Here is a 22,975-nt window from a genome sequence, read left to right as displayed (position 1 = left end):
AACGCCACTTAATAAATTATATATCTTGTCCTGTTCGTTTGGTGTATCTGCAAATCTTTTAATAAAATTTGATAATTCTATAGGTCTAATTTTATTTATATGTCTATTTTTAAATACCGGCTTGATTTTATTATTGAATCTATTAATGTGTTTTTTCTGTGTAGCCTCTGCCCAATCATTATTTTTATCTTGTGTTGTATATATTTATCTATAATATTACTAAATAATTTATCATCATTTGCTTTCAAACCCTCTACGTAATCTTTTGGATTTTCTCCATTAGCTAAGAGTTCGCTATACTTTGATGCTATAACTCTTGCATTAGCTAAGCTAACCGCAGGATAGCCACCAATACCAATACTATAGCGATTGCCTGCAATCATGTAATTATAAAAAAAATATTTGCTATTATTCTTATCGATTCTAATATATAACTTATTACCTAAAGATTTACTTTTTTGGTCTTTATACTTTAGTGCTTTAAGTGTTAATTCTGTTATCTTTTTAGCCATAATTTACATACTATTTTTTTGATACAAAAGTTCGGACTTAAAATAGTATGTAAAATAGTATGTAAATTGTCAAGCTCTCAGTTGATTCTAGTTGATAGTGTATGAAATTAAAAAAACCTTTGTTTAATAGGCTTTGTTAGTGTTTTGATGTTAGTTGAGTTTGCTAGAAATATCAATATGGTGCCGGAGGCCGGACTCGAACCGGCACTCTGTTGCCAGAACCGGATTTTGAATCCGGCGCGTCTACCAATTTCACCACTCCGGCAAGAGTAGCTGGTTATATATTACAGATCTTCAGGCCAATTATCAATCATTGTACCTAAAGATAAACCAAGTTCAGACAATTTGTCTTTGATCTCTGTCAATGACTTCTTACCAAAGTTTGGTGCTTTAAGAAGCTCATTTTCTGTTTTTTGTACAAGTTCACCGATTAATCTAATATTAACTGCTTTTAGGCAGTTTGAAGATCTAGCAGTAAGGTTTAACTCCTCAACATGCTTCAGTAAAACAGGGTTTATATCTTTAGTAGGATCTTCTACAAAAATCCCTTTGTTTATTTCTTCAACATCAACTATATTTCTCAATTGATTTTGAATTTTTGTTGCTGCTAGTCTTAGAGCTTCTTCACAGTTAATATTACCATTTGTCTTAATATTAAGCTCAAGCTTATCCAAATCTGTACGTCTACCTACACGAGCATCTTTAATCTCATACTCACAGAAAGATACCGGAGAAAAAGTAGCATCCAGAAGAAATTCTCCATCCTTGAAGTTTTCTTCAGCTTGTCTATAGCCAACACCTTTCTCTACTTTAGCTTCAATCTTGAGTTTCTTGCCACCATTATAGCTACATATAAATACTTCTTCTGTAATTGTTAAACCTTCAGATAGTTTAGCCTCTTCTGAAAAAACTTCTTCTCCTGAACCTGATAATTCAAAAGTAATAGTTCCAGACTCAATATCATCTGCTAAAGTCACAGGTAAAGCTTTCACATTTAAAATGATATCTGCAACAGTCTCATCACAAGGAATTACATCCTCAAGAGAAGTAATCTTACCATCATTAATTTTCACACTAGTAACACATGCACCATAGATAGAATACAGCATAGTCTGTTTAAGCGCATAACCAAGTGTATAACCAACGCCTCTTTCTATAGCCTCAAAAGAAAACTTAGTAGCATTTTTCGCATATTCATCAATTTTAATATTAGTAGGATGTAGTAAATTTTCCAATGCCATAGCAGTATAAAACCTAGTTATAATTTTATTAGATATAATTTAATTCCAAAGATTATAACATACAAATATAGAATTTTAATAGCTTAATTATAACTTCTTGATTTTGTTTATGCTCTCTAGCTTCATTTTTATCTTAGATTCAAAACCAGCATTCGTAGGATTATAAAAAGCTTGACTAATATTTTTTGGCAAGTATTGCTGCACCACATAGGCGTTCGGATAATTATGTGGATATAAGTAGTTACTATCTTTGTAGTTCTTTAGATGCTGAGGAACTTCAATATTGCCCAAACTTTTAACAATCTGTTGGGCATCTGCTAGCGCCTTGTAGCAAGCATTACTTTTGGGTGCCACTGTTAAATATATAGCTGCCTGCGACAAAACCAACCTTCCCTCTGGCATACCTAATTTTTCATAAGCATTCCAAGCATCTATGGCGACTCTCAAGGCTTGAGGATCAGCATTACCGATATCTTCAGATGCTATACAGAGCATTCTTCTTGCGATAACTAGAGGATCAGCCCCATTATCTAACATTACACTCAGCCAAAATATAGCCGCATCAGGATCAGTACCTCTGACAGACTTGTGAAAGGCTGATAGTTGCTCATAGAACTCTTTACCCTCACGGTGAAAATCTCTTGATGCCTCACCAACAGCTTGATCAAAAAGATCGCTATCAAGATGAATATTACTAGTTCTATCACTAATCAAAAACATCCTCTCAAGCAAGTTTAAAATTCTACGACAATCACCTTCACTATAGTTGTGTATAGCATTGTATAAATCATCATCAATTTCAAAAGAATGTTTTGCTAATGATTCATCCTTAGTTATAGCTCTTTGAATAAGCTTACGGGTATCTGAGATACTCAGCCTTTTCAATCGTAAAATAAATACTCGTGAAACTAGAGCATTATTTAAGTAGTATGTTGGATTTTCAGTAGTTGCTCCAATTAAAATAATTTTGCCAGACTCAACATAAGGTAGGAGTAAATCCTGTTGGGATTTATTAAATCGATGAATTTCATCCAAAAATAATACAAAACTACCTAAATGTTGATTATCTGCGATTAATTTTTTAACATCTTTAACACCAGAATCAACTGCAGATAGCTCAAAAAATTCCAACTGTTTAGAACTAGCTATAATTTTAGCTAAGGTAGTTTTACCAACACCTGGTTTTCCACATAGTATCAGCGAGCAAACCCCATCTCCAGCCAAAATTTTTCTTAATGATCCATTTTTTGATAGTATATGCTCCTGACCTATCACCTCCTCAATACTCTGAGGTCTTAATCGAGCTGCCAATGGAACATACTTCATATAAATAAATCCTTTTTTGATTTTAACTAAATCTTTTTATTGTCTAATCTATAACAATCTTGTACTTACGCTTAACAAGCTCATAAAGCATACCTTCACGCACTGCACCATTAGACAATTTCATTTCAGAAATTCCAAGACAGTCAAAAATAGCATACAAAATCGCCACACCACCAGCCAAAACGCTCTCTCTATCTTCTCTCAAGCCCTCAAAACGAATATGCTCAACCTCTCGTTTATCCATCATCATTGTAATCAAACCATTAAGAAAATCCTTAGTAATAGTAGAGCCTCCTGTAATTTCTTGGCAAACACCAACAACTGATGTAATTGTCCCAGAAGAGCCTAATACACTACTCCAACCAACTTTTTTGTACTTGCGCAAAACAGGTAAGAGAATTTCTCTAGCCCTATCAGTAGCTGCGTAAAAGTTAGCAAAATTAAGCTTCTCATTACTAAAGTGATTTTTTTGCATACCTACACAGCCCATATCTAAACTACGAGCAATTAATATCTTATCACCTCTTCCAATTACAAGCTCGGTGGAACCTCCTCCGATATCTATAACTAATGTTTTTTGCTTTGCATCGTGATTATCTCTAGCCCCAACATAGACCAGACGTGCCTCTTCCGGACCAGAAATAATCTTAATTTTAGTCCCTAAAGCTTTATCTAATTTCTTTTTAAAACCTTTTATATTATTTTTAGCCTTTCTAAGAGTATATGTACCTACTGCTTTTACATGCTCAACTTTATATTTTTGAATTTCTTGAGCAAAAAACCCCAAGCACTCAATAGCTCTTTCTTGAGCATCTTTACTAATTGTTAGGTTATTATTAAGACCTGCTCTTAGCTGAACTTTTTGCTTTTGTTTTGATAATGTAACAACCTCACCGTCAGGCTTGATTTCACTTATCAACATATGAAAACTATTTGAACCTAAATCTACCGTTGCGACTATCTTTGACATATAAAACAAAAGCTTATTTTTATAACTATCCCCATTATAAAAAAATATCTGTAAAATAGCTAAAAAAATTTGTCTAAGAAGTTTTTTTGTTTATAATAACTAGCAATTAGTTTAACTTCTTATAAAATTATCAAAAATACAGCAGAAGCTTCTGCTTAATCAGTTTTAGAATCAAAAACTTAAAGGAAAATCAAAGCATGTCAAAATGTATCGATATATTAGATAGCCAGTTCGAAAGCGAAGTATTAAATAGTGATACTCCAGTATTATTAGATTTTTGGGCTCCTTGGTGTGGTCCTTGTAAGATGCTTTCTCCAATACTAGAGCAAGTTGCTGAGCATTATGGCGACAAAGTTAAAATATGCAAAATAAATATCGATGACAACGAAGAAACAGCAATGAAATTTGGTGTGCGTGGTGTACCAACTCTTATGGTTTTCAAAGATGGCGAAAATAAAGAAACTAAAGTTGGTGTAGTACAAAAAACTCAATTAATCTCAATCGTAGACAAGTATCTATAATTAGTTAGATCAATATTATTTTTTTATAAATAGAGAATCAAATGAACTTAAATGAATTAAAGTATAAATCTGTTAATGAGCTAATGGATATAGCTCAAAGTCTAGATCTTGAATCACTTCGTGCAAGAAAACAAGAACTTATCTTCTCAATTCTTAAATACCATGCCGATAAGGGTGAAGATATATATGGCGAAGGTATCTTAGAGGTTCTACAAGATGGCTATGGCTTCTTGAGATCTTCTGATAGCTCATATTTTGCATCTCCAGATGATATCTATGTTTCACCTGCTTTTATCAGAAAGCTAAATCTAAGAACTGGTGATAGTATTGTTGGTAAGATTCGCCCACCTCGTGATAATGAAAAATACTTTGCAGTAAAGCATATTGACAGTGTTAACTTTGATTCACCAGAATTAGCTAGGAAAAAAATCTTATTTGAAAACTTAACTCCTGAGTATGCTAAAGAAAGGCTAACTATGGAAATAGGAAATGGTTCAAATGAAGATATTACGGCAAGAGTCATCGACTTAGCTGCTCCATTTGGTAAAGGTCAGCGTGGTCTAATTGTTGCGCCTCCTAAGACTGGTAAAACAATTATGATGCAAAATATCGCAACATCAATTGCTAAGAACCATCCTGAATGTAATCTAATCATGCTACTGATCGATGAGCGTCCTGAGGAAGTTACAGAAATGCAACGCTCAGTGCGTGGTGAAGTAGTAGCATCTACTTTCGATGAGCCAGCAGCTCGTCATGTCCAGTTAGCTGAAATTGTGATCGAAAAAGCAAAAAGACTGGTTGAACACAAACAAGATGTAGTAATTCTACTTGACTCAATCACAAGACTTGCACGTGCTTATAACACTGTATCACCAGCTTCTGGTCGTGTACTATCTGGTGGTGTAGAGGCGAATGCTCTGCAAAAGCCTAAGAGATTCTTTGGTGCTGCGCGTAATACTGCTGAAGGTGGTAGCTTGACAATCATTGCAACAGCTCTTGTAGAGACTGGCTCTAAGATGGATGAGGTTATCTTTGAGGAATTCAAAGGTACTGGTAACATGGAACTTCATCTTGATCGTAAGATTGCAGAGCGTCGCGTATTCCCTGCTATTAGTTTTGATAGATCTGGTACGCGTAGAGAAGAGCTTCTTACAACTCCAGAAGAACTACAAAAACTTTGGGTACTACGCAAGATTCTTGGTGGTATGGAAGATGTTCAAGCTATGGAATTCTTGACAGAAAAAATGAAAGGTTCACTAACTAATGAAGAGTTCTTCGAAACTATGAAAAGAGGAGCTATTTAAACATAGGTCATTTTTTTATCTATCAACCTATTTTATCTTTTTATTATTCTTGGAAATCAAATTCCATAAGATTAAATTCAAATAGAAATTTAGTATTATTAGCTAATATTAGTGAATATTATTAATCAAATCAACACAACACTGATTTAGTTTCTTAGCTGATTCTTCAGTAGTGGCCTCTGTATAGCACCTTAACTCTGGGGCATTACCTGACAGCCTAAGATGGACAATATCTTGATTTGTCATAGTTACTCTAACACCATCTGTAGTATCAATATTTTCAATGCTGTTTTTACCATCGAAATGAGTAGATATAACCTTATCTAAAAGATCTGACTCGCCAGCTAATATTGATTTCAGGATTTCTTGGCTTTTTTCAGTGGCAAAATCATCAATCTTACTACTTGCTGTATATCGAGATGGTAAATCAAATAAAAGCTCTGAAACTGTTTTATTAGCATTAATAGATAGCATCATCACAGCAAGCATAGGTATCACAGCATCTCTTGTAGCTAATGCTTTTAGTACTTTGCCATCTCTTGATATATCACTAGCTAATAGAAATCCACCATTTGCTTCATATCCAACTACAGCATTTTGATTATTAGTAAGTAGCTCATTCATTGCAGCAATTACATACGGTGAGCCTATCTTAGTTCTAATCACATTATTAAAATAACCTATCTTTTCTGCTACAGTATTACTACTTACTGGTGTCGCAATAACATCAGCTTGAAGATATTTAGCTGTCAATACACCTAGAATATCGCCTTTTAACCAGTTACCATACTCATCACTAACCAGAGGCCTATCAGCATCGCCATCTGTTGATACAATACTATCAATTTCATACTCATTAGCCCACTGTTTTGCAAGCTTCACATCTTCTTGACGAATTGCTTCGGTATCTACTGATACAAATCTCTCTGAGAATCCTAGTAAGATAACCTTAGCACCTAGCTTTTCAAGAATTTCTTTGACTATCTTACGCCCTACAGATGAATGCTCATACAATCCAATAGTCTTACCCGACAAGCAATTTCGCGGGAAGAAATCTAAATATCTATCCACATACTGTACATGTGCTTGATTACAGATTTTTGGTAGTTCTACTTTTTGCAAAAACATCGCATCTTCATCAAAAGTATTATCATTAACCGTAATCGCTTGGCTTACAATCATTTCTTCATCCTCTTTGAGAACTTCGCCATAAGGAGTATTAAACTTGATACCATTTCTATCTTCTGGGATATGACTACCTGTAACCATAACTGATGGTATTTGATTAGTTATACCATATAGCATCACAGCTGGAGATGGGATCTCTCCACAGTACACTGGTTCATAGCCACTATCTTTGACTGCCTTAATCACAGCCTTAGTCATCCTAGGGCTACTATCACGCAGATCATGAGCTATAGCAACCTTTGAACCTTTGGTTATTGAGTACTTCTGCTCCAAAAACTGAATAAAAGCCTTAGTATATAGCCAACAAATTTTATCAGTCATTGCTACAACCAAGCCTCTAACCCCACTAGTACCGAACTTCACACCACTAGAGTTAATAACATCTTTTATAACTACTTTTTCCACACAAATCTCCCGAAATAATCTTATATACTTATAAATTTAGTTTTTCTTATAATAGTTTAACAGTCGACCTTTCAGTATTTCTAGTATTTTGGTGACATACTTAGTCGAAATACACAAATAATTTGCCTTGATACCATTTAGCTCTAGAGCTTTAATCGTTTCTTGGTTAATAATCTTTTTACTCTGCAAATTACTAGTACTAACCCCACCTACCAACATATTAATTATACATTTATTTAAATATGTATACGAAAGTCTATTTACAAGCAAGAATCTCACAAAAATCTCATAATCGGCAGCAATCTTAAAATCTAAACTGTAGACTCCATATTTCTGATAAATAGCTTTTTTGACAAAAAGTGTCGGATGCGGTGGCATAATTCCAAACTTCAATCTATTTGGAGTAAAACGCTTAGCTGAGTAATAGCGCAGGATCTTGCCATTATCATTAACAAATTTCAAATCTGCAAAAAGCATATCTTTACCATTCTGCCTAAACGTGCTCACAATATTGTCTATAACATCACTATTACTATAGCAATCATCACTATTTAAGATACCAATAATATCCCCGGTTGCTAAAGCGATACCTTTATTCATAGCATCATAGATACCATCATCTGATTCGCTTACTACTTTTGAGAGTTTAGACTGATACTTTGCTAATATATCCAAAGTGCCATCATAACTACCACCATCAACTATTATATATTCAATATCCTGATAGCTTTGTGAAATTACTGACTGAATTGTCTTTTCAATAGTCTCTGCAGAATTGTAACAAACTGTAATTATCGATACTTTCAAGCTATCAACCTTCTAAAATATTTTTATAAATCTCTAACTGCTTAGCTATTATATAGTCATTTTGATATTGCTTTGCAGTATTTTTTGCATTTTGACTCATCAGCTCATAATTACTATAGTCATAAGAATTTTGTATAGTTCTTTGTAAGTCATTTTTTGTAGTTATGAAGCCATTTTCTCGATTTTTGATAAAATCTCTACGCGTACCAATATCAAAACCAAGAACAGGAACGCCAAAACTCATTGCTTCTATTATCGTCAAACCAAATGTTTCATACCAAACAGACGGTTGAATTAGATATTTTGATTGTGAAATCAAAGATAGCGTCTCTTCTCTAGTACATTTTCCTTTAAAAATAATATTTTCAGATGAGTACTTATTAATTATCTCATCACTATCGGGACTATCGCCAACAACTGTCAACACAAACTTATCATCTAGAGATCTCCATATATCTAAAAGCTCAAATATGCCTTTAGATTCTTCAAGCCTACCTACATAAATATAGTTTTGTCTAGTCTTTTGAGTATGTTGATCTACAGCCAAAGAGATACTATTTGGCTTGAGGATGATTTTATGGCTTGGAATACCCAGCTCTCTAACCTTTTGCCTTTGAAAATCAGTCAACACGAAATAATAGTCAATATTCTTAAACATTCTGAAGAGTCTGTAAAAACTAAATGCTGCTTGTGCAACCAAACTCTGTAATCTTGACTTCCTATAGCATTTATTTTTGATACCAAAAATAGGTAACTTACTTTTGGTACATAGTTCACATGCACCAAAGCCATCTCTATACAAAATACCAGATATACACCATAGTCTGTAATTGTGAAGTGTATGCACCACTTTAGTACCAGATTTTTTTGCAGCCTTAAAAACACTTGGTGTCAACAAAGGAAAAAAATTATGCACATGGACTATATCAATATTGTTATCTCTAACTATCTTTTTAATATTTCTATAATGCTTGCGTGAAAACCATATTCCAAATAATAAGCTAAATTTGCTAATATCATCATTACAAACCTGATATGCCAAAACATTATCTTCGCCATGTAATTCTCGCAAAGACTTTAACTCATTATCATAAACTATATCTTCGCCACCAATATTATTTGACTGATAGCGGTTATGGACAATCAAAATTTTCATAAATAAGCCTCAACTTGCTGAATATCCTTTGCATTTAGAGAGAATTTCTCCACACCAGTGATAAGCTCATGATACTTATCTGAGTTAATTGCTTGGATTAATGAAGTTAGTTCATCAATATTTTGTGGGTCTATCCAATAGCCATTTATATTATCTTTGACAATATCTCTAGCTCCACAGTTTTGGCTAATAATCACAGGCAAACCGAAATAAAACGCCTCTTCAACTACTAATCCCCATGGTTCAACCAAGCTAGGTAGCACAAAAACATCATGACTAAGAAATTCATTTTTGAGTTTCTTATTCTCAATAGCTGATTTAAACACAATGTTATCATTAGCAATTTTTTGTAAATACTCTCTCTCCTCACCCTCTCCGATTATAGTTAGACTATAATCTTTTAAGCTATTAAATACCTGAACTAATATTTTTAAATTTTTAATCGCGGATAATCTTCCAACATAAAGAAACTTTTTGTAATACTCTCTTACTTCTTTATTGAAGCTTGGTTTATTGATAATACCAACACCTTTTGTAATTCTTATATCACCACGATATCCAAGTTTTAGTAATAATTCTTGATGAAGAGTACCAGATGCAAAAACTGTAGCTATTCGCGATAGAAATATTTTTTTTATTAATGCTTGTATTCCTGTAGCCTTACTTTCATTAATAGTTGACTCAAGAGCTAGACAATTTTTGTTTTTACGATTAGCAAATATAACATACCAAAACTCACGCAAATCCCAACCACTTACTAACATTCTTTTATATTGAATACTTTTTAAGATACTTCTTAATCTTTTGATATTTGCTGAAGAGTTTCGCTGTTGTAAGTTGCCTGAGAATAAAACCTGATACTCAAAAGATACATTATCTAAACCAACAAAATCATCTGCTCTTTTTTCATTTGTATTCGAGGCTAAGAAAACAACAAAGATATTTAGCTTTTTAGCTAACTGATTATACAAGTTAACCTTATAAAAAGCTGGGATATGAGTAACTATGACATAATCATACATGATATCTATCTTGCCTTTAATTAAATCTATATCTAACTATATGATATAACAATACTAGCTTTTAGTAACCCCTAAAGTAACTGCGTAGCTTAACTAACAGCGAAATAATATAACTCTTGATTACAGGCAGATAGGAAAGATTATAAGATTTATTTATTTGAAATTTTTCTTTGAGAATCTTATTCAAGTTTTGTGATGATATACCATCAAGATCATACTTAGAAACAGTCATATCTAGATATTTAGATTTTTTACCAAGCTTAAAGTACTGCATTGTAAAATCTTGATCTGCACATATCTTGTATTTAAGGTTGTATTTTATTGCTTTATCTAGCCTATAAAAAGTAGATTGATGGCACAACATCATTCCTAGCACCATATCTTGTAAGTTCAAGCCAGACTTATACTTTAAGATTTTATGTCCAATATCAGTATTTCCATAAATGACAGCAGTATCTTGAGAAAATTCGTGCTCAAATATCTCCTGCAAAACATCATTAGAATAAAAACTATCTCCGGCATTCATAAAGTTTAACCATTGCCCTTTAGCCAATGCCATACCCTTATTCATAGCATCGTAAATACCTTGATCTGGCTCGCTGATATACTTAGTAATTTTATCTTGATATTTTTTGATAACATCAAGCGTACCATCAGTAGAACCACCATCAACTATAATGTACTCAATATTTGAATATGTCTGGTTTAATACGCTTAAAATAGTCTCTTCTAGAAGCTCTTTGGCATTATATACAACTGTTATAATTGTAACCAAAGGATAATTAGATTTTTGAATTTGAGAATTTGACAAGGATAGCTCCTAAGATATATTAGTGACTTTTATTACCTAGTTTTTCACTAAGCTTGTAGCCTATATGTCTGAATATTCTAACATACTCATTGTGTCTTCTAATCATATTATCTGAAGTATATTTGACATAAAACTTATACATAAATATATGCCAGAGATCAAAAATATTCTTTCTAGGCTTGCCGCCAACAATATCATAAAACTCATTCATATAACCGCTTAGATCATGGCTTTTGTTAGTTTCATGATGTCTAAAGCCCGAAACATTACTATTACATATATGTAAGTTTGCATGTTTTGCAAACTCATGCCACATAAAAAAGTCGCCAGCTAGTTTATACTCAGCAAACTTTTTCATATCCATCTTATCTTGTAATGCTTTTGTCCAGAAAGTTGACTCTTGTTGTATCGATGGCAAACTCGTACCATGGATACCTTTTAGTATTCTCTTTCTCGATGGCACAAGTGGTAACATTGAGTTTTCAATAATACCATCCTTGTTGTACCAAGTGTTTTTAGCATTTATCCACTGTGCTTTTTCGCCATGCTTTTTCATCTCAGCAGCTATCGCTTTAAAAGCATTTGGTAGATAAAAATCATCCGAATTTATATAAGCAACCATATCACCAGTTACTATCGACAATCCCTTTGATAAAGCATCATACATGCCATTATCTTTCTCACATATAAACTTGATATCAAGATTATTACAAAATATATCTAATTCGCTTTTGTTATGTTTATCGACATACTTTTGGATAATATCACAAGTGCTATCTTTTGATTTACCATCTACAAGAATATACTCAATATCAAAATCACCTCTTTGAGTGATTACACTCAAGATAGTTTCTTCAATATATTTCTCAGAATTGTATGATACTGTTACTATAGAAAATTTCATTTTTTCCCTTTTATCATAAATATTAAACTAAATTTTCTTTATATAAAGTTTATTTTCTTTACTTATAGAGCCAGCTTCAAACTTTATCTCTGCCTTGAAACTATCAACAGATTCAGCAAGCCTATCATCAGTGATTTCAATAACATCTACTTCTATAGAATATTGACCTTTGTAGACATCGCATTTAAAAGTATTTTCAACATGATATGTTTCATTTTTTTCAATAGATTCTATTATATTCTTACTTGAATAAGAATTAAACAAGGTTAAAAATTTACCTGTTATATCTCGAGCAACAAACTCTATTTTAACTTTTTCACAATTTCTATTAAATGTAACATCGAATGATATAGTATATTCAAAACCCATCTCTAAAAAACTTGTTTCTACTCCTCTAGCATCATTTATTTTCAAGTTAGTAATATAAGCTATATCATTTACAGTACCAGATGATTCTTTAACTTTAACTCTTCCTTCATAATCAGATTTTTTACCACTCAATATATATAATTCTTCTATAACCTTATTCTTATCTGAACTAAAAAGTGCTTTTTGATAATAATGTGCTACTTTTCGCGGCTCATCATCCATTAAAATTTGCCTGTCATGCAAAAAGATTGCTCTGGTACAAAACTCTACCATAAGAGGTACATTATGAGAAACAAAAACAACTGTTGTTCCTTCTTTTAAGAGCTCTCTAATCTTAATAAAACATTTATTTTGAAAAATTGCATCTCCTACTGCTAACACTTCATCGACTATCAAAACCTCTGGTTTCGTAGCAGTAGCAATACCAAAGCCAAGTCTTGCTTTCATGCCATTGCTATAGTTTTTAACAGGCTGATTTATATGCCTGCCAATCTCAGCAAACTCAACAATCTCTTGTGTTATCTGTGCTCTTTTCTCATTAGCGATATTGTTAAAATTTAAATTAAATTTTATATTTTGTTCGCCAGTCAACTCTGGATTAAGACTACCAGTCAGTTCAAGCATTGCATTAACATGACCCTGAACTTTGACACTACCAGCTGTAGGAGTAACAACACCAGCTATTATTTTAAGAAGTGTAGATTTACCTGCCCCATTAAGTCCAAATATACCTAAGACCTCTCCTCTTTTTATCTCTAAATCAATATCTTTTATAGCACAAAATTCTTTATAATATTTTTTACGAAATGGACTAAATGCTTCTTTTACTCTATCTCTAGCTCTTTCATAAATTTTGTAGTATTTTGATATTTTTTCTAACTTTATTATTATATTTTTATCCATTAAATAACATCTCCAAAATGAGGAGTTAATTTCTTAAAAACAACAGCTCCTAAAAATAAAATACTAGTCATCATTATCAAGAATATGAATGTCTGAACAGGTTGTTGCCAAAACCATAAATTATCTATAAACGCATTTCTAAAGCCTTGAATTATATATGCCATTGGATTGAGATCTAGAATAAATCTTAATTTCTCAGGCACTTTATCAGGAGACCAAAATACTGGAGTAAACCAAAAACCAAATTGCGTTATCAATGCAACTATCTCAGTTGTATCTTTAACAAACACTCTAATCGCAGAAGTTAGCCAACCTAAACCTAGAAGCAGCAATATTACACACAAAATATAATACGGTAACTGTAGCCAATATATACTTGGGTAGTGGCCATTCAAAATAAATACTAGCACTAGAATAAAAATAAGAACAATATGAATTATAAGGCACGATAGAATGCTTATCAATGGAAGTATATTAACACTAAAAGCCACCTTTTTAACAAGAAACTCATTAGCGATTATTGTTTCACAACTTTTTGTCAATGCTTCTGAAAAGAAGAACCAAGGTATCATACCCGTTAATAAGAAAAGAACCATATTTGAGCTACTATTCAGGGTTCCTCCTGGTCTTATACCATATGTAAATACTAGCCATATCACAAAAATAAACATTACAGGTCTTATAACAGCCCATACTATACCTAAATATGAACCTAAATACTGCTCTTTAAAATCATTGTAGGCCAAAACAAATATAAGCCTATGATTATTTAAAAGATGCTCGATAAATCTATAAAACTCTTTTAAGTACCTCATATATAACCCTATTTATAAATTTTACGGATAAATTATACCAAAGCATTTATCTAAAAACTAACAAAAGCTAACGTATTAATGGATTACCATATCTTTTCATATATGTATTCCCAATCATATAAGAGCCATAGTCATTTAGATGCGCATTATTAAGTCCATAATAATCCATTTGCATACCATCAAGATAAAGTATTACACCATCAATCTGATTAGAGCAATAACTATTTTTACATATAACTTTTTTAGGGTCTATCACTATCAAATTTTTATATTTCTCTTGTAATGAATTTATATACTTAAGCTCAATACTTTGTGATGCTAAAATATCAGACAAAGGTCTGCCACATCCATCTATTCCCAACCATTTATCAACCCGTGTCATTCCACAAGCAGGCCTTATACCCTTAAGTGAAGGCCAATCCAACAAAATAACAGGCTGAATATTTCTCTTTTCAAGCATACTTACTATTCTGTCCATAAAAAACAAAGCTTTGTTATCTTTTGGAAGCTTGGCATGAACAGTATATGAATTCCACCAACCGGCTAGTACAAAATACTTAGGACGTGTCTTATTCAACAATACTTCGATATACTTTTCGACTTTCTTATCTTGGATCATATTATAAACAGCTAGCTGAGTCCCACCGGCTACAAGCGTAGTCATATTCAAATCAGCTGTCCATTTACTTATCATTGGTGCTGCAACTTTTGCATGCGAGTCACCAAATATTACAACATCATAGTGATGTTTAATCAAAGAGCTAAGCTCAGCTGTATTCTTATATCCTTGATCTTGCCAAATACTGTCATACTTAAGCTTATGCTTTGATTGCCACTCTGGATATTCATAAACAAAAGATCCATCTTCATGCTGAGAAACAATTTTAAAGTCTCCTATCGCTTTATTAAATCCAAAATTTGGAATATATTTAGTGCTTAATGCAAAAGCAATAGCGACAATCATGGGCAATAACCATAATAAGCCAAGAGTTTTTAGTATAGAAAATTTATATTTAAATCTTAATGGTTTCTCAACAAGATAATATGAACAAATAGATAAAGCAAAACTTAATAACAATATGACAATTTTTACAACTGTAGTTTTCTCTATACTCAAATAGTTGACATACGCAATAATTGGCCAATGCCATAGATATAAAGAATAAGATATAAGCCCTATAGCTACAACAATATTAAGTGAGAAAAATTTATTTACCAATGGTAATTCTATAGCAGAAAAGCCAGCATAAATATATAAAGCAGCGCCAATACAAACTACCAACATCCAATAACTTGGATATTGAACATCTATAAACAATATTGGCACTAGCATAAGTATTAGAGCTATCACGCTCAACATATTTGCAAAAACACTAGTTTGTATAGGCTTTCTGTTTAAACTATAAACAGAAACTAAACAACCTACTAAAAGCTCAAATGCTCTTGTGGTAGGGAAGTAATAATATGATTGAGCACTTTTATAGAAGAAAAAATACAAAGAAAACGAAAAAAGTAACAGAGTAACTACTAACATTTTAGATTTTACACCGAAGCTTTCGTTTTGTTTCCATGAGATGCCAAGGTTAAATACAAATATCAACATTACTGGCCAAAAGAGATAAAACTGCTCCTCAATGCCTAGTGACCATGTATGTAATAAAGGAATTATAGATGCATCTGAAGCAAAATAGCCAAATGATAAAGAGTTATAAAAATATATATTAGAGACCGATGCTAATGCACTTACCATTATTTTAGCATACTGTCTTAGCTCTGCTGGTAACAGCACCAACCACGCGAAGAAGCTCGTAAATACTAGAACTGTAATCAATGCTGGCAGAATCCTTCTAGCTCTCCTTAAGTAAAAATTTTTAAGAGAAAAATGTTCTTCTTGAAGATCTCTAATAATTATTGAAGTTATAAGATATCCTGATATTACAAAAAAAATGTCTACACCTAAAAAGCCAGACTTAAAAAACTTATATCTAAATGAAAAAATATTACTGATAATACTGCTAATGCTCTTAAACCATCTATATCTTTTCTGTACTTTATGTAACTCAATATATTAATCTCAAAGTTGCACTTATAAATAATAATACTACATAAAATAATTTTTCATTTCATTTTTAAAATAATTATCTATCTTATCTCTTTAGTTTCTCAAAAATATTATAAAGTCGACTTACTTTAGCAAACTTTATAATCAGTGATTTGACGCTATTATCATTAACTTGCTTTTCAAGAAAGTTAATATACTCACTACATTCTCTAATAGTTCCATTATCACGATTTTTAAATCTTGAAAAACTCTCTACAATAACTTTAAAATCTCTTATTGAGAATTCTTTTAATACTTCTGACATAAAATTTGGTGTAGTGGCACCTATACTTTCACTTAATGTATTAGCGAATGAGTAGAGAAATTTATCTCTGTAATCCTCACCAAACATGTAACTAAAATCTACACAACCATGCAAAAACATAATTAGCTGTGCTTGTTCATCCGCGCCACTCCATATACCACCATCATTCATTCTATAGACAGACATGACTTTATCTATATATTTTATTGAACCAAATTTTGAAAATACCAACAACATATACACATCATTACGTTTAACAGATGAGTATTTAGCAAGGTATTCATTAATTTGACTTTTATTTGCATCATATCTAAAAACTAAAGATGTCGTATGCAAATAGGCTGAATCTATAAAATCATCGAATTTATAGATATCTTTTTTATTACTAGAATCTACAAATAATCTATCAGTCAACTCTCCATTGATTAGAAATCTCGTATTATGACCACAGCCCATAAATTCTGGATTCTGCTCCAAAAAATCAACTTGCTGCTGTAATTTGGTAGAATCTGTCCAATAATCATCTCCTTCACACAATGCTATATATTTACCTCTAACGACAGGTAAAATAAAGTCTCTTATAGGTAGAGCACCTTTTGAGTATCGATTTTCTTCTTGATAAACTAATCTAATAATATTTGGATATCGTTTGAGATAACGATTAAGTATCTCTGTAGTCCCATCAGTCGAGCAATCATCACTTATAATTATTTCAAATGGAAAATCTGTTTGTTGAGATAAAAAACCTTCTAAAGCCTTTTCAATATATTTCTCTTGATTATATGCAGTGCAACAAACACTCAATATTGGTTTATTATCTTGCCAAGATGATAATATTTGACTCTCACTTCTTAATTTAGGCATTACTTATAAAACTTGGATAACTACATGCTAGACATTATAATCATAAATACAATAAGATTAAATAACTCGCTGGTTTTACTCTATACGCCATTTATATTTTTTATTTTTTCATGAAGTTTATTTTTTAGATAATCTTCTCCAAATTCTATATTTACATCATTTGCTTCGATATAACTATTAAGCTCACTTAAATCTAAAATATATTTATCTTGTTTATGTATGATAGTAATGTTAGCTTTTCTGTTAAGAAGATTTTCAAAAATCTCTACAATATCCAAAACCTTATATCTATATGGATTAGCAAGATCAATAGTAGAACATAATGTACCATTTGCCAAATATGAATTAACAAACCTCCTAACATCTTCTATCTCAATAACATATCTATATGCTTCTGAATACACATTGATTATATTATTACTCTTAATAGCATGATAAATATAATTTATTAAAGTATTATGTAATTTTAGATTTCCAAAAAGTTGCGGAAGCCTAATGATAAAATATTTATCAGAAAGCTCCTTTATAATACTTTCCATCTGTATTTTATGTGCATAATAAGAGTTTTTAGGATACTCATCAGCAGATAATGCACAACTACTAAAATATATAAACTTTTTATCAGAATTATTTTTAAGTATAGTTTCAAGAAGCTTTCTTTCTCTATCAAATTCTTTTTGCTCAGTACAGCTAGAGTTAGAGACTCCACTAGCAAAAACAACGATGCTGTCATTATCTTTATACTTATAGAATGCTTGTGCTAACTGACCATTCCCAATTACCATGATGTTCCACTTTTATACACTGTAACATAATTATACCCATTTTTCTCAACAAGGGCAGGAGTTAATCTTTCAATAGCATGCATATAACTACCATCTCTTGGTAGAGGTTCTTGCTCAAGAATATCTGTCTTATCAAAGTAAAATAGGTCTTTAATAGCATTAGTTCTTGCCCAAAACATATTTCCTAATGGAAATATAGGTGTCTCATTGACTTGATTCATACCAATTTTTTGACACAGATCATTAATAAAACTTTTATTTTCACCAATATCAACATATGTTTTATCTTCAGGAAATACAAGTCCGACTTTTTCATCATTAAATATTCCTAGCACTGAGTTAGCAATTTCTTGACTGTCTCCAATCAAATTATCTAATATATATGCTCTCCATTTAGCTCCAAGATCATCAGAAGCTGAAATAGTCTTTTTACTATGAAAGTGCCCTATTATTTCATAATAATTATCTTCTATCAGATGACTCTTTAGATCAAAAATTAATGGAGCAACATCTCTACCAATATTGTCTACGATAATAACTTCAACTAACCCAGGTCCTGAATTAGCAAATTTTTCTTTCACAAGCTTTAACTGTGAAGAATCAACTATTGTTACATATAAATGATATCCTTTAGGCAACATTTTAAAATAATTACTAAACTCATCAACTAGGTCTATATAAAATAAGTGCAGATGGACAGCAATCTTGTAAGGAATAATCTTTGGATTAACATAAGGCACCTCAACACATTTATGTGTTGCATTTATATTTTTAATGATTGCCTCATACAATGGAACAGATGTCTTTCCATCTCTATTATCAACAAGCCACTTAAGATTTGAGAATCCTGGTTTTGGATTAGAAGTTAATCTATGCAATCCTTTTTTGTGTGCCAGTGTATAAAAATATGCTGAAGAAGACTTCTGATATGATAATCCTATATATTTTGGATCATAATCCTCAGAACTCTCTAATAGCTCTAATATTTTCAAACTTTGTTTATTATCAGTAACACACTGATCTATAACATTCAGAAGGAAATCAATATACCTATCAAAGCTCAAATAATCTTTCACTAAACTAGAATTAACATTAGTACTGACAGCTTTTTCACTCAAGTATTTAGCAATTTTCAGCCCTAAATGATGTGTATCTAAATAGTCAGCCACAATATAGTTAGCCTTATACTTCTCCAAAAACTCTACTGTTCCTGTTGCATCACCAAAACAAGCTATTGGTAAGTCAGCTTCTAATGCATCAATACCTATATTTGGAAAAGGATCCATCCTAGAAGTTAAACAATACATATCAGCTACAGAAAATACTACATCCAGGCTCTGCTGATGTTTTAAAAAAACAAAATCTTCTTCAAGCTCATATAAGGCAATTTCTCTCTCTAGCCAAAATGAATATGCATAATCATTATTTTTAAGACCATCTCCAACCCAAACAAATTTACATTTACCTTTGTAATATTTTTTAATATACCTTGCCAAAGATATAAATAAATCGACTCCTTTTCTTATATCAATAGAGCCAGCTCCAACAATTATCTTACAATTTTGACTATCATGCACGCCAATTTTATCTAACACTTGATATTTGTTATCACTCTCTCCATATGTTTGAGGAATATATGGAAGCTTTCCCTGTGGTTGAATTAAAATATTATTTGGTTTTGTAGATATTACTTCTTGAGTTCTAAGATAATCCAATATAGATTTTTCTATTATTTTTGCGGGGATCACAACCCTATCTGCAGCAACCAAAGTATCTCTCATAACACTTGCAGGGACAACATAGCCTGTAAACTCATGAATGAGAGAAAGTGTTGGTATCTTTAAATCTCTAGCTATACTTAATATTGGATATGTAACAATAGAATTGCACAATACCGTTTTTATCTTATAACTTAAATCAAGTTCATTAATCATTTGTATGGACAAGTCAGGCCTGTTATAGACTTCTTCGACAACCAAAAAGCTATCATCAAAAAATGATGTATGTATATCTGATTTAAGCATTATATAATGTATTACATTAAAATACTGACTCATTGATTTACCAATATTTAAACCAAGTAGTGGAGCTCCTGTAGCAGAACTAACATGAGAAACAATAATTATTGTTTCTTTTGAAGGGTCATATTTTTTTTTGCCGCTTTGAAATTGAGCCGTTATATCATCAACCCTGTTACTTTTTATGAATTTACGATAAGTATTACCAACAAACTGTCTCCTACGTGTATCTACTGGAAGAACTTTTTCTAAAATCTTTTTTAACACTATACTATTCCCAAAGTTTCTAATTTTTTTCTTAAAGAAGCACTAACTACCATAGTGTTCCATTCTGGTATACAGTTTTATATAAGTAGCCATTATTTTCTACTAAACAGGGAGTTATTCTCTCAATTGCATGCATATAACTACCATCATACGGTAAAGGCTCTTTTTGCAATATATCCTCTTTTTTCAAAAAGAATAACTGTTTGATAGCATCAACTCTAGCCCAGTACATATTACCAAGAGGAAATAGAGGTGTGTTCTCTACTGTTTCCATTCCAATAATATTACAAAGCGAGTTAAGAAAGCTTCTGTTTTCACCTATATCTATGTAATGTCTATCTTCAGCAAAAACTAAACCAACATCTTTGTTATTAAATATACTTAAAATTTCTGTAGCATTCTTAGTACTTGTGCCAATCAAATTGTCTAATAAATACCTTCTCCAATGATCTCCCATATCATTATTTGTATCTAAAGATTTTTTACTATGAAAATGCCCTATTACATCATAATTATTATCAGCAATATATGGCTTTAAGTCAAAGATCATAGGAGCTACATCTCTACCAATATTCTCAACTATAATTACCTTAATATTTGCAGCACCACAGCCTTTAAAAGATTTTTCAACTTGAGCAACATTCTCACTCTTTACTATTGTAATGTACAAGTCATATTGAACTGGAAGATGTTTAAAATATTCAACAAATTCATCAGATAAATCAATATAATATAAGTGTAAATGCACAGCAATCCTTAACTTTATATCTTCGTTAACCTTCCCTGAAAGTATATGGCAATTATGTGTCGAATCTATGCCTTTTGCAATCGCCTGTTCCATAGGAACAGTACAGTCCCCGCAACAGCTTTCCAAGATCCACTTAAGATTGGAGAACCCAGGCTTAGGGTTTGTTGTAAAATTGACTAGCCCCTTTCTAGAAAGCAATATCGAGTGATACAGTGAAGGCGCATCTGTCGTACCTACTCCAGCAAAACTCTCATCAAAAAAAGAAGCTTTTTTAAGATTTGAATAAACTTGTAGATTTTGCTTATTAAAAGCATAAGCCTCTTCAATTTTTCTATCCAAAAAATCAACATACTTATCAAATGATAAGGCTCTCGAAACCAGAGTAGAATTAACAAACTCTTTTTTATAAGAACTATCTTCTAACCTATATACTATTTTTTCAGCTAATTCGTAGGTATCTAAGTAACTAGCTAGAACACAGTCTGCATTATTATCCTCTAAAAATTTTACACACCCTGAAGCACCCTTAAAACATGCTATAGGCAAGTCTGCTTCTAATGCATCTATAACAACATTTGGAAATGGATCTAAACGAGATGACATACAGAATAAATCTGCGATCGAAAAAATATTATCTAAACTCTGTTGATGATTCAGAAATATGAACTCATTCTGCAAGTTAAATTGCTTTAACTGTCTTTCAAAAAATACTTGATCAAATGCAGCATTACCACCAACTCGCTCACCAACCCAGACAAACTTATAATTTAATGATGATATTTTTTTAATATATCGAGCCACTGATATAAATAGGTCAACGCCTTTTCTAATATCTATAGTTCCCGCGGCAACAATCACCTTGTACTGTGATCCACTATTTATTCCTAACCGCTTATATATGTTTTCTATAGAATAAGTTTTTCCATTTGCATCTGGAAAATACGGAAGCTTTCCTTGAGGCTGTATAGAGATGTTTTGAGGAATAATACTAGAACCTTTTGTAACTTTTAACTCATCAATAATGGAATCTAAAATAATTTCTGCTGGCAATATTACTTTATCAGAGACTATTATATTATCTAATATATTAGATCTAGGATATATATAATCAGCGAATTCATGTATCAAAGATATTGTAGCTAAGCCTAGAGAATTAGCACCATAGATTACTGAGTGCGTAATTATAGAATTCCCTATAACTACTTTTATATCATAATATTTTATTATTTTTCTTAATATCTCAAGCGAGCTTCTTCCCCTCTCTTCAATCAATAAAAAACAATCATCCACAAAAGAGTCATTAAGTTCTTTCGCTAGCATAATATAGTTTATTAAGTTATATTTTTCACTAAGCTTTTTTCCAATGTTTAAACCTAACAAAGGTGCTCCCGTAGAAGAAGTCTGATGAGTAACTAATACAATAGTTTCCTTATTTCTATCAAATTTCTTACGGCCTCCAAAAAATCCTTGCCTATCTGACTCAATTGTATTTATAAATTTAACTTTTCTATAAATCTTAGCTAAATACTCTCTTCTTTTACTCCCCATAGGGAAAACTTTTAACGCTAATTGATTTCCACTCATCACTTTCAACCGTGTTCAGATTTATTCCACAGCATTTTAACAAAAAAATGCTCCTTTTATATATCTAATCCTTATATTTTTTTAATATC

19 protein-coding genes, 1 tRNA gene and 1 pseudogene are annotated in these 22,975 nt (G+C 31.8%); 2 read left to right on the top strand and 19 right to left on the bottom strand.

The features are described from left to right. Window positions 1-6: 6 nt before the first annotated feature. The 6 genes and pseudogenes from F7308_RS10485 to F7308_RS04400 form a co-directional block, all read right to left on the bottom strand. Window positions 7-147, bottom strand: a pseudogene (locus F7308_RS10485) (tyrosine-type recombinase/integrase); the annotation flags it as partial. Further along, window positions 96-512, bottom strand: coding sequence for an Arm DNA-binding domain-containing protein (locus tag F7308_RS04420; protein ID WP_013922652.1), 417 nt, complete (start codon window positions 510-512; stop codon window positions 96-98). The gene F7308_RS04420 and the pseudogene F7308_RS10485, both read right to left, overlap by 52 nt. A 178-nt stretch (window positions 513-690) precedes the next feature. Further along, window positions 691-777: transfer RNA gene (locus tag F7308_RS04415), tRNA-Leu, on the bottom strand. A gap of 19 nt (window positions 778-796) precedes the next feature. Beyond that, complete coding sequence (locus F7308_RS04410; protein ID WP_013922651.1) at window positions 797-1,753, bottom strand: DNA-directed RNA polymerase subunit alpha; 957 nt, start codon at window positions 1,751-1,753, stop codon at window positions 797-799. 87 nt (window positions 1,754-1,840) lie between these two features. Beyond that, on the bottom strand, window positions 1,841-3,079 hold the full coding sequence (locus F7308_RS04405; RefSeq protein ID WP_013922650.1) for an AAA family ATPase: 1,239 nt from the start codon (window positions 3,077-3,079) through the stop codon (window positions 1,841-1,843). Window positions 3,080-3,122: 43 nt separating this feature from the next. Then, window positions 3,123-4,049, bottom strand: a complete 927-nt coding sequence (locus F7308_RS04400) for a Ppx/GppA phosphatase family protein (RefSeq protein ID WP_013922649.1) — start codon at window positions 4,047-4,049, stop codon at window positions 3,123-3,125. A gap of 197 nt (window positions 4,050-4,246) precedes the next feature. On the opposite strand from F7308_RS04400, the gene trxA reads away from it, so the two are divergent. Continuing rightward, window positions 4,247-4,570, top strand: coding sequence for a thioredoxin (gene trxA / locus F7308_RS04395; RefSeq protein WP_013922648.1), 324 nt, complete (start codon window positions 4,247-4,249; stop codon window positions 4,568-4,570). A 41-nt stretch (window positions 4,571-4,611) separates the two neighbouring features. Then, entirely contained in the window at window positions 4,612-5,874 is a 1,263-nt protein-coding gene (gene rho, locus F7308_RS04390) for a transcription termination factor Rho (RefSeq protein WP_004287296.1), read from the top strand. Between the two features lie 108 nt (window positions 5,875-5,982). Here rho and F7308_RS04385 read toward each other — a convergent pair whose 3' ends face one another. From F7308_RS04385 to F7308_RS04325, 13 genes are all read right to left on the bottom strand, one after another. Beyond that, on the bottom strand, window positions 5,983-7,467 hold the full coding sequence (locus F7308_RS04385; RefSeq protein ID WP_013922647.1) for a phosphomannomutase: 1,485 nt from the start codon (window positions 7,465-7,467) through the stop codon (window positions 5,983-5,985). Window positions 7,468-7,503: 36 nt separating this feature from the next. Further along, on the bottom strand, window positions 7,504-8,274 hold the full coding sequence (locus F7308_RS04380; protein ID WP_013922646.1) for a glycosyltransferase family 2 protein: 771 nt from the start codon (window positions 8,272-8,274) through the stop codon (window positions 7,504-7,506). A gap of 4 nt (window positions 8,275-8,278) precedes the next feature. Continuing rightward, window positions 8,279-9,430, bottom strand: a complete 1,152-nt coding sequence (locus F7308_RS04375; RefSeq protein ID WP_013922645.1) for a glycosyltransferase — start codon at window positions 9,428-9,430, stop codon at window positions 8,279-8,281. Then, window positions 9,427-10,452: a glycosyltransferase gene (locus tag F7308_RS04370; protein WP_013922644.1), complete on the bottom strand. Its 1,026-nt coding sequence runs from the start codon at window positions 10,450-10,452 to the stop codon at window positions 9,427-9,429. The genes F7308_RS04375 and F7308_RS04370 overlap by 4 nt, the downstream gene beginning before the upstream one ends. A gap of 61 nt (window positions 10,453-10,513) precedes the next feature. Then, entirely contained in the window at window positions 10,514-11,263 is a 750-nt protein-coding gene (locus F7308_RS04365; protein WP_013922643.1) for a glycosyltransferase family 2 protein, read from the bottom strand. A 19-nt stretch (window positions 11,264-11,282) separates the two neighbouring features. Next, window positions 11,283-12,167, bottom strand: a complete 885-nt coding sequence (locus F7308_RS04360; RefSeq protein ID WP_013922642.1) for a glycosyltransferase — start codon at window positions 12,165-12,167, stop codon at window positions 11,283-11,285. A gap of 27 nt (window positions 12,168-12,194) precedes the next feature. Beyond that, window positions 12,195-13,439, bottom strand: a complete 1,245-nt coding sequence (locus F7308_RS04355; protein WP_013922641.1) for an ABC transporter ATP-binding protein — start codon at window positions 13,437-13,439, stop codon at window positions 12,195-12,197. Continuing rightward, the gene (locus F7308_RS04350) at window positions 13,439-14,254 is read right to left on the bottom strand and encodes an ABC transporter permease (RefSeq protein ID WP_013922640.1); all 816 of its coding nucleotides are present in this window, start codon (window positions 14,252-14,254) and stop codon (window positions 13,439-13,441) included. The genes F7308_RS04355 and F7308_RS04350 overlap by 1 nt, the downstream gene beginning before the upstream one ends. A gap of 67 nt (window positions 14,255-14,321) precedes the next feature. Further along, window positions 14,322-16,166, bottom strand: a complete 1,845-nt coding sequence (locus F7308_RS04345; protein WP_408610313.1) for an acyltransferase family protein — start codon at window positions 16,164-16,166, stop codon at window positions 14,322-14,324. Window positions 16,167-16,401: 235 nt separating this feature from the next. Further along, the gene (locus F7308_RS04340; protein ID WP_013922637.1) at window positions 16,402-17,484 is read right to left on the bottom strand and encodes a glycosyltransferase family 2 protein; all 1,083 of its coding nucleotides are present in this window, start codon (window positions 17,482-17,484) and stop codon (window positions 16,402-16,404) included. Between the two features lie 80 nt (window positions 17,485-17,564). Then, window positions 17,565-18,269, bottom strand: coding sequence for an NAD-dependent epimerase/dehydratase family protein (locus F7308_RS04335; RefSeq protein ID WP_013922636.1), 705 nt, complete (start codon window positions 18,267-18,269; stop codon window positions 17,565-17,567). Beyond that, the gene (locus tag F7308_RS04330; RefSeq protein WP_013922635.1) at window positions 18,263-20,554 is read right to left on the bottom strand and encodes a rhamnan synthesis F family protein; all 2,292 of its coding nucleotides are present in this window, start codon (window positions 20,552-20,554) and stop codon (window positions 18,263-18,265) included. The genes F7308_RS04335 and F7308_RS04330 overlap by 7 nt, the downstream gene beginning before the upstream one ends. 46 nt (window positions 20,555-20,600) lie before the next feature. Further along, window positions 20,601-22,886, bottom strand: a complete 2,286-nt coding sequence (locus F7308_RS04325) for a rhamnan synthesis F family protein (RefSeq protein ID WP_156796587.1) — start codon at window positions 22,884-22,886, stop codon at window positions 20,601-20,603. Between the last annotated feature and the right edge of the window lie 89 nt (window positions 22,887-22,975).

Source organism: Francisella salina, assembly GCF_000219045.1.
GTDB classification, from domain to species: domain Bacteria; phylum Pseudomonadota; class Gammaproteobacteria; order Francisellales; family Francisellaceae; genus Francisella; species Francisella salimarina.
Note: the sequence above shows the minus strand (reverse complement) of the source record. Positions and strands in the feature narration are given on the sequence as shown.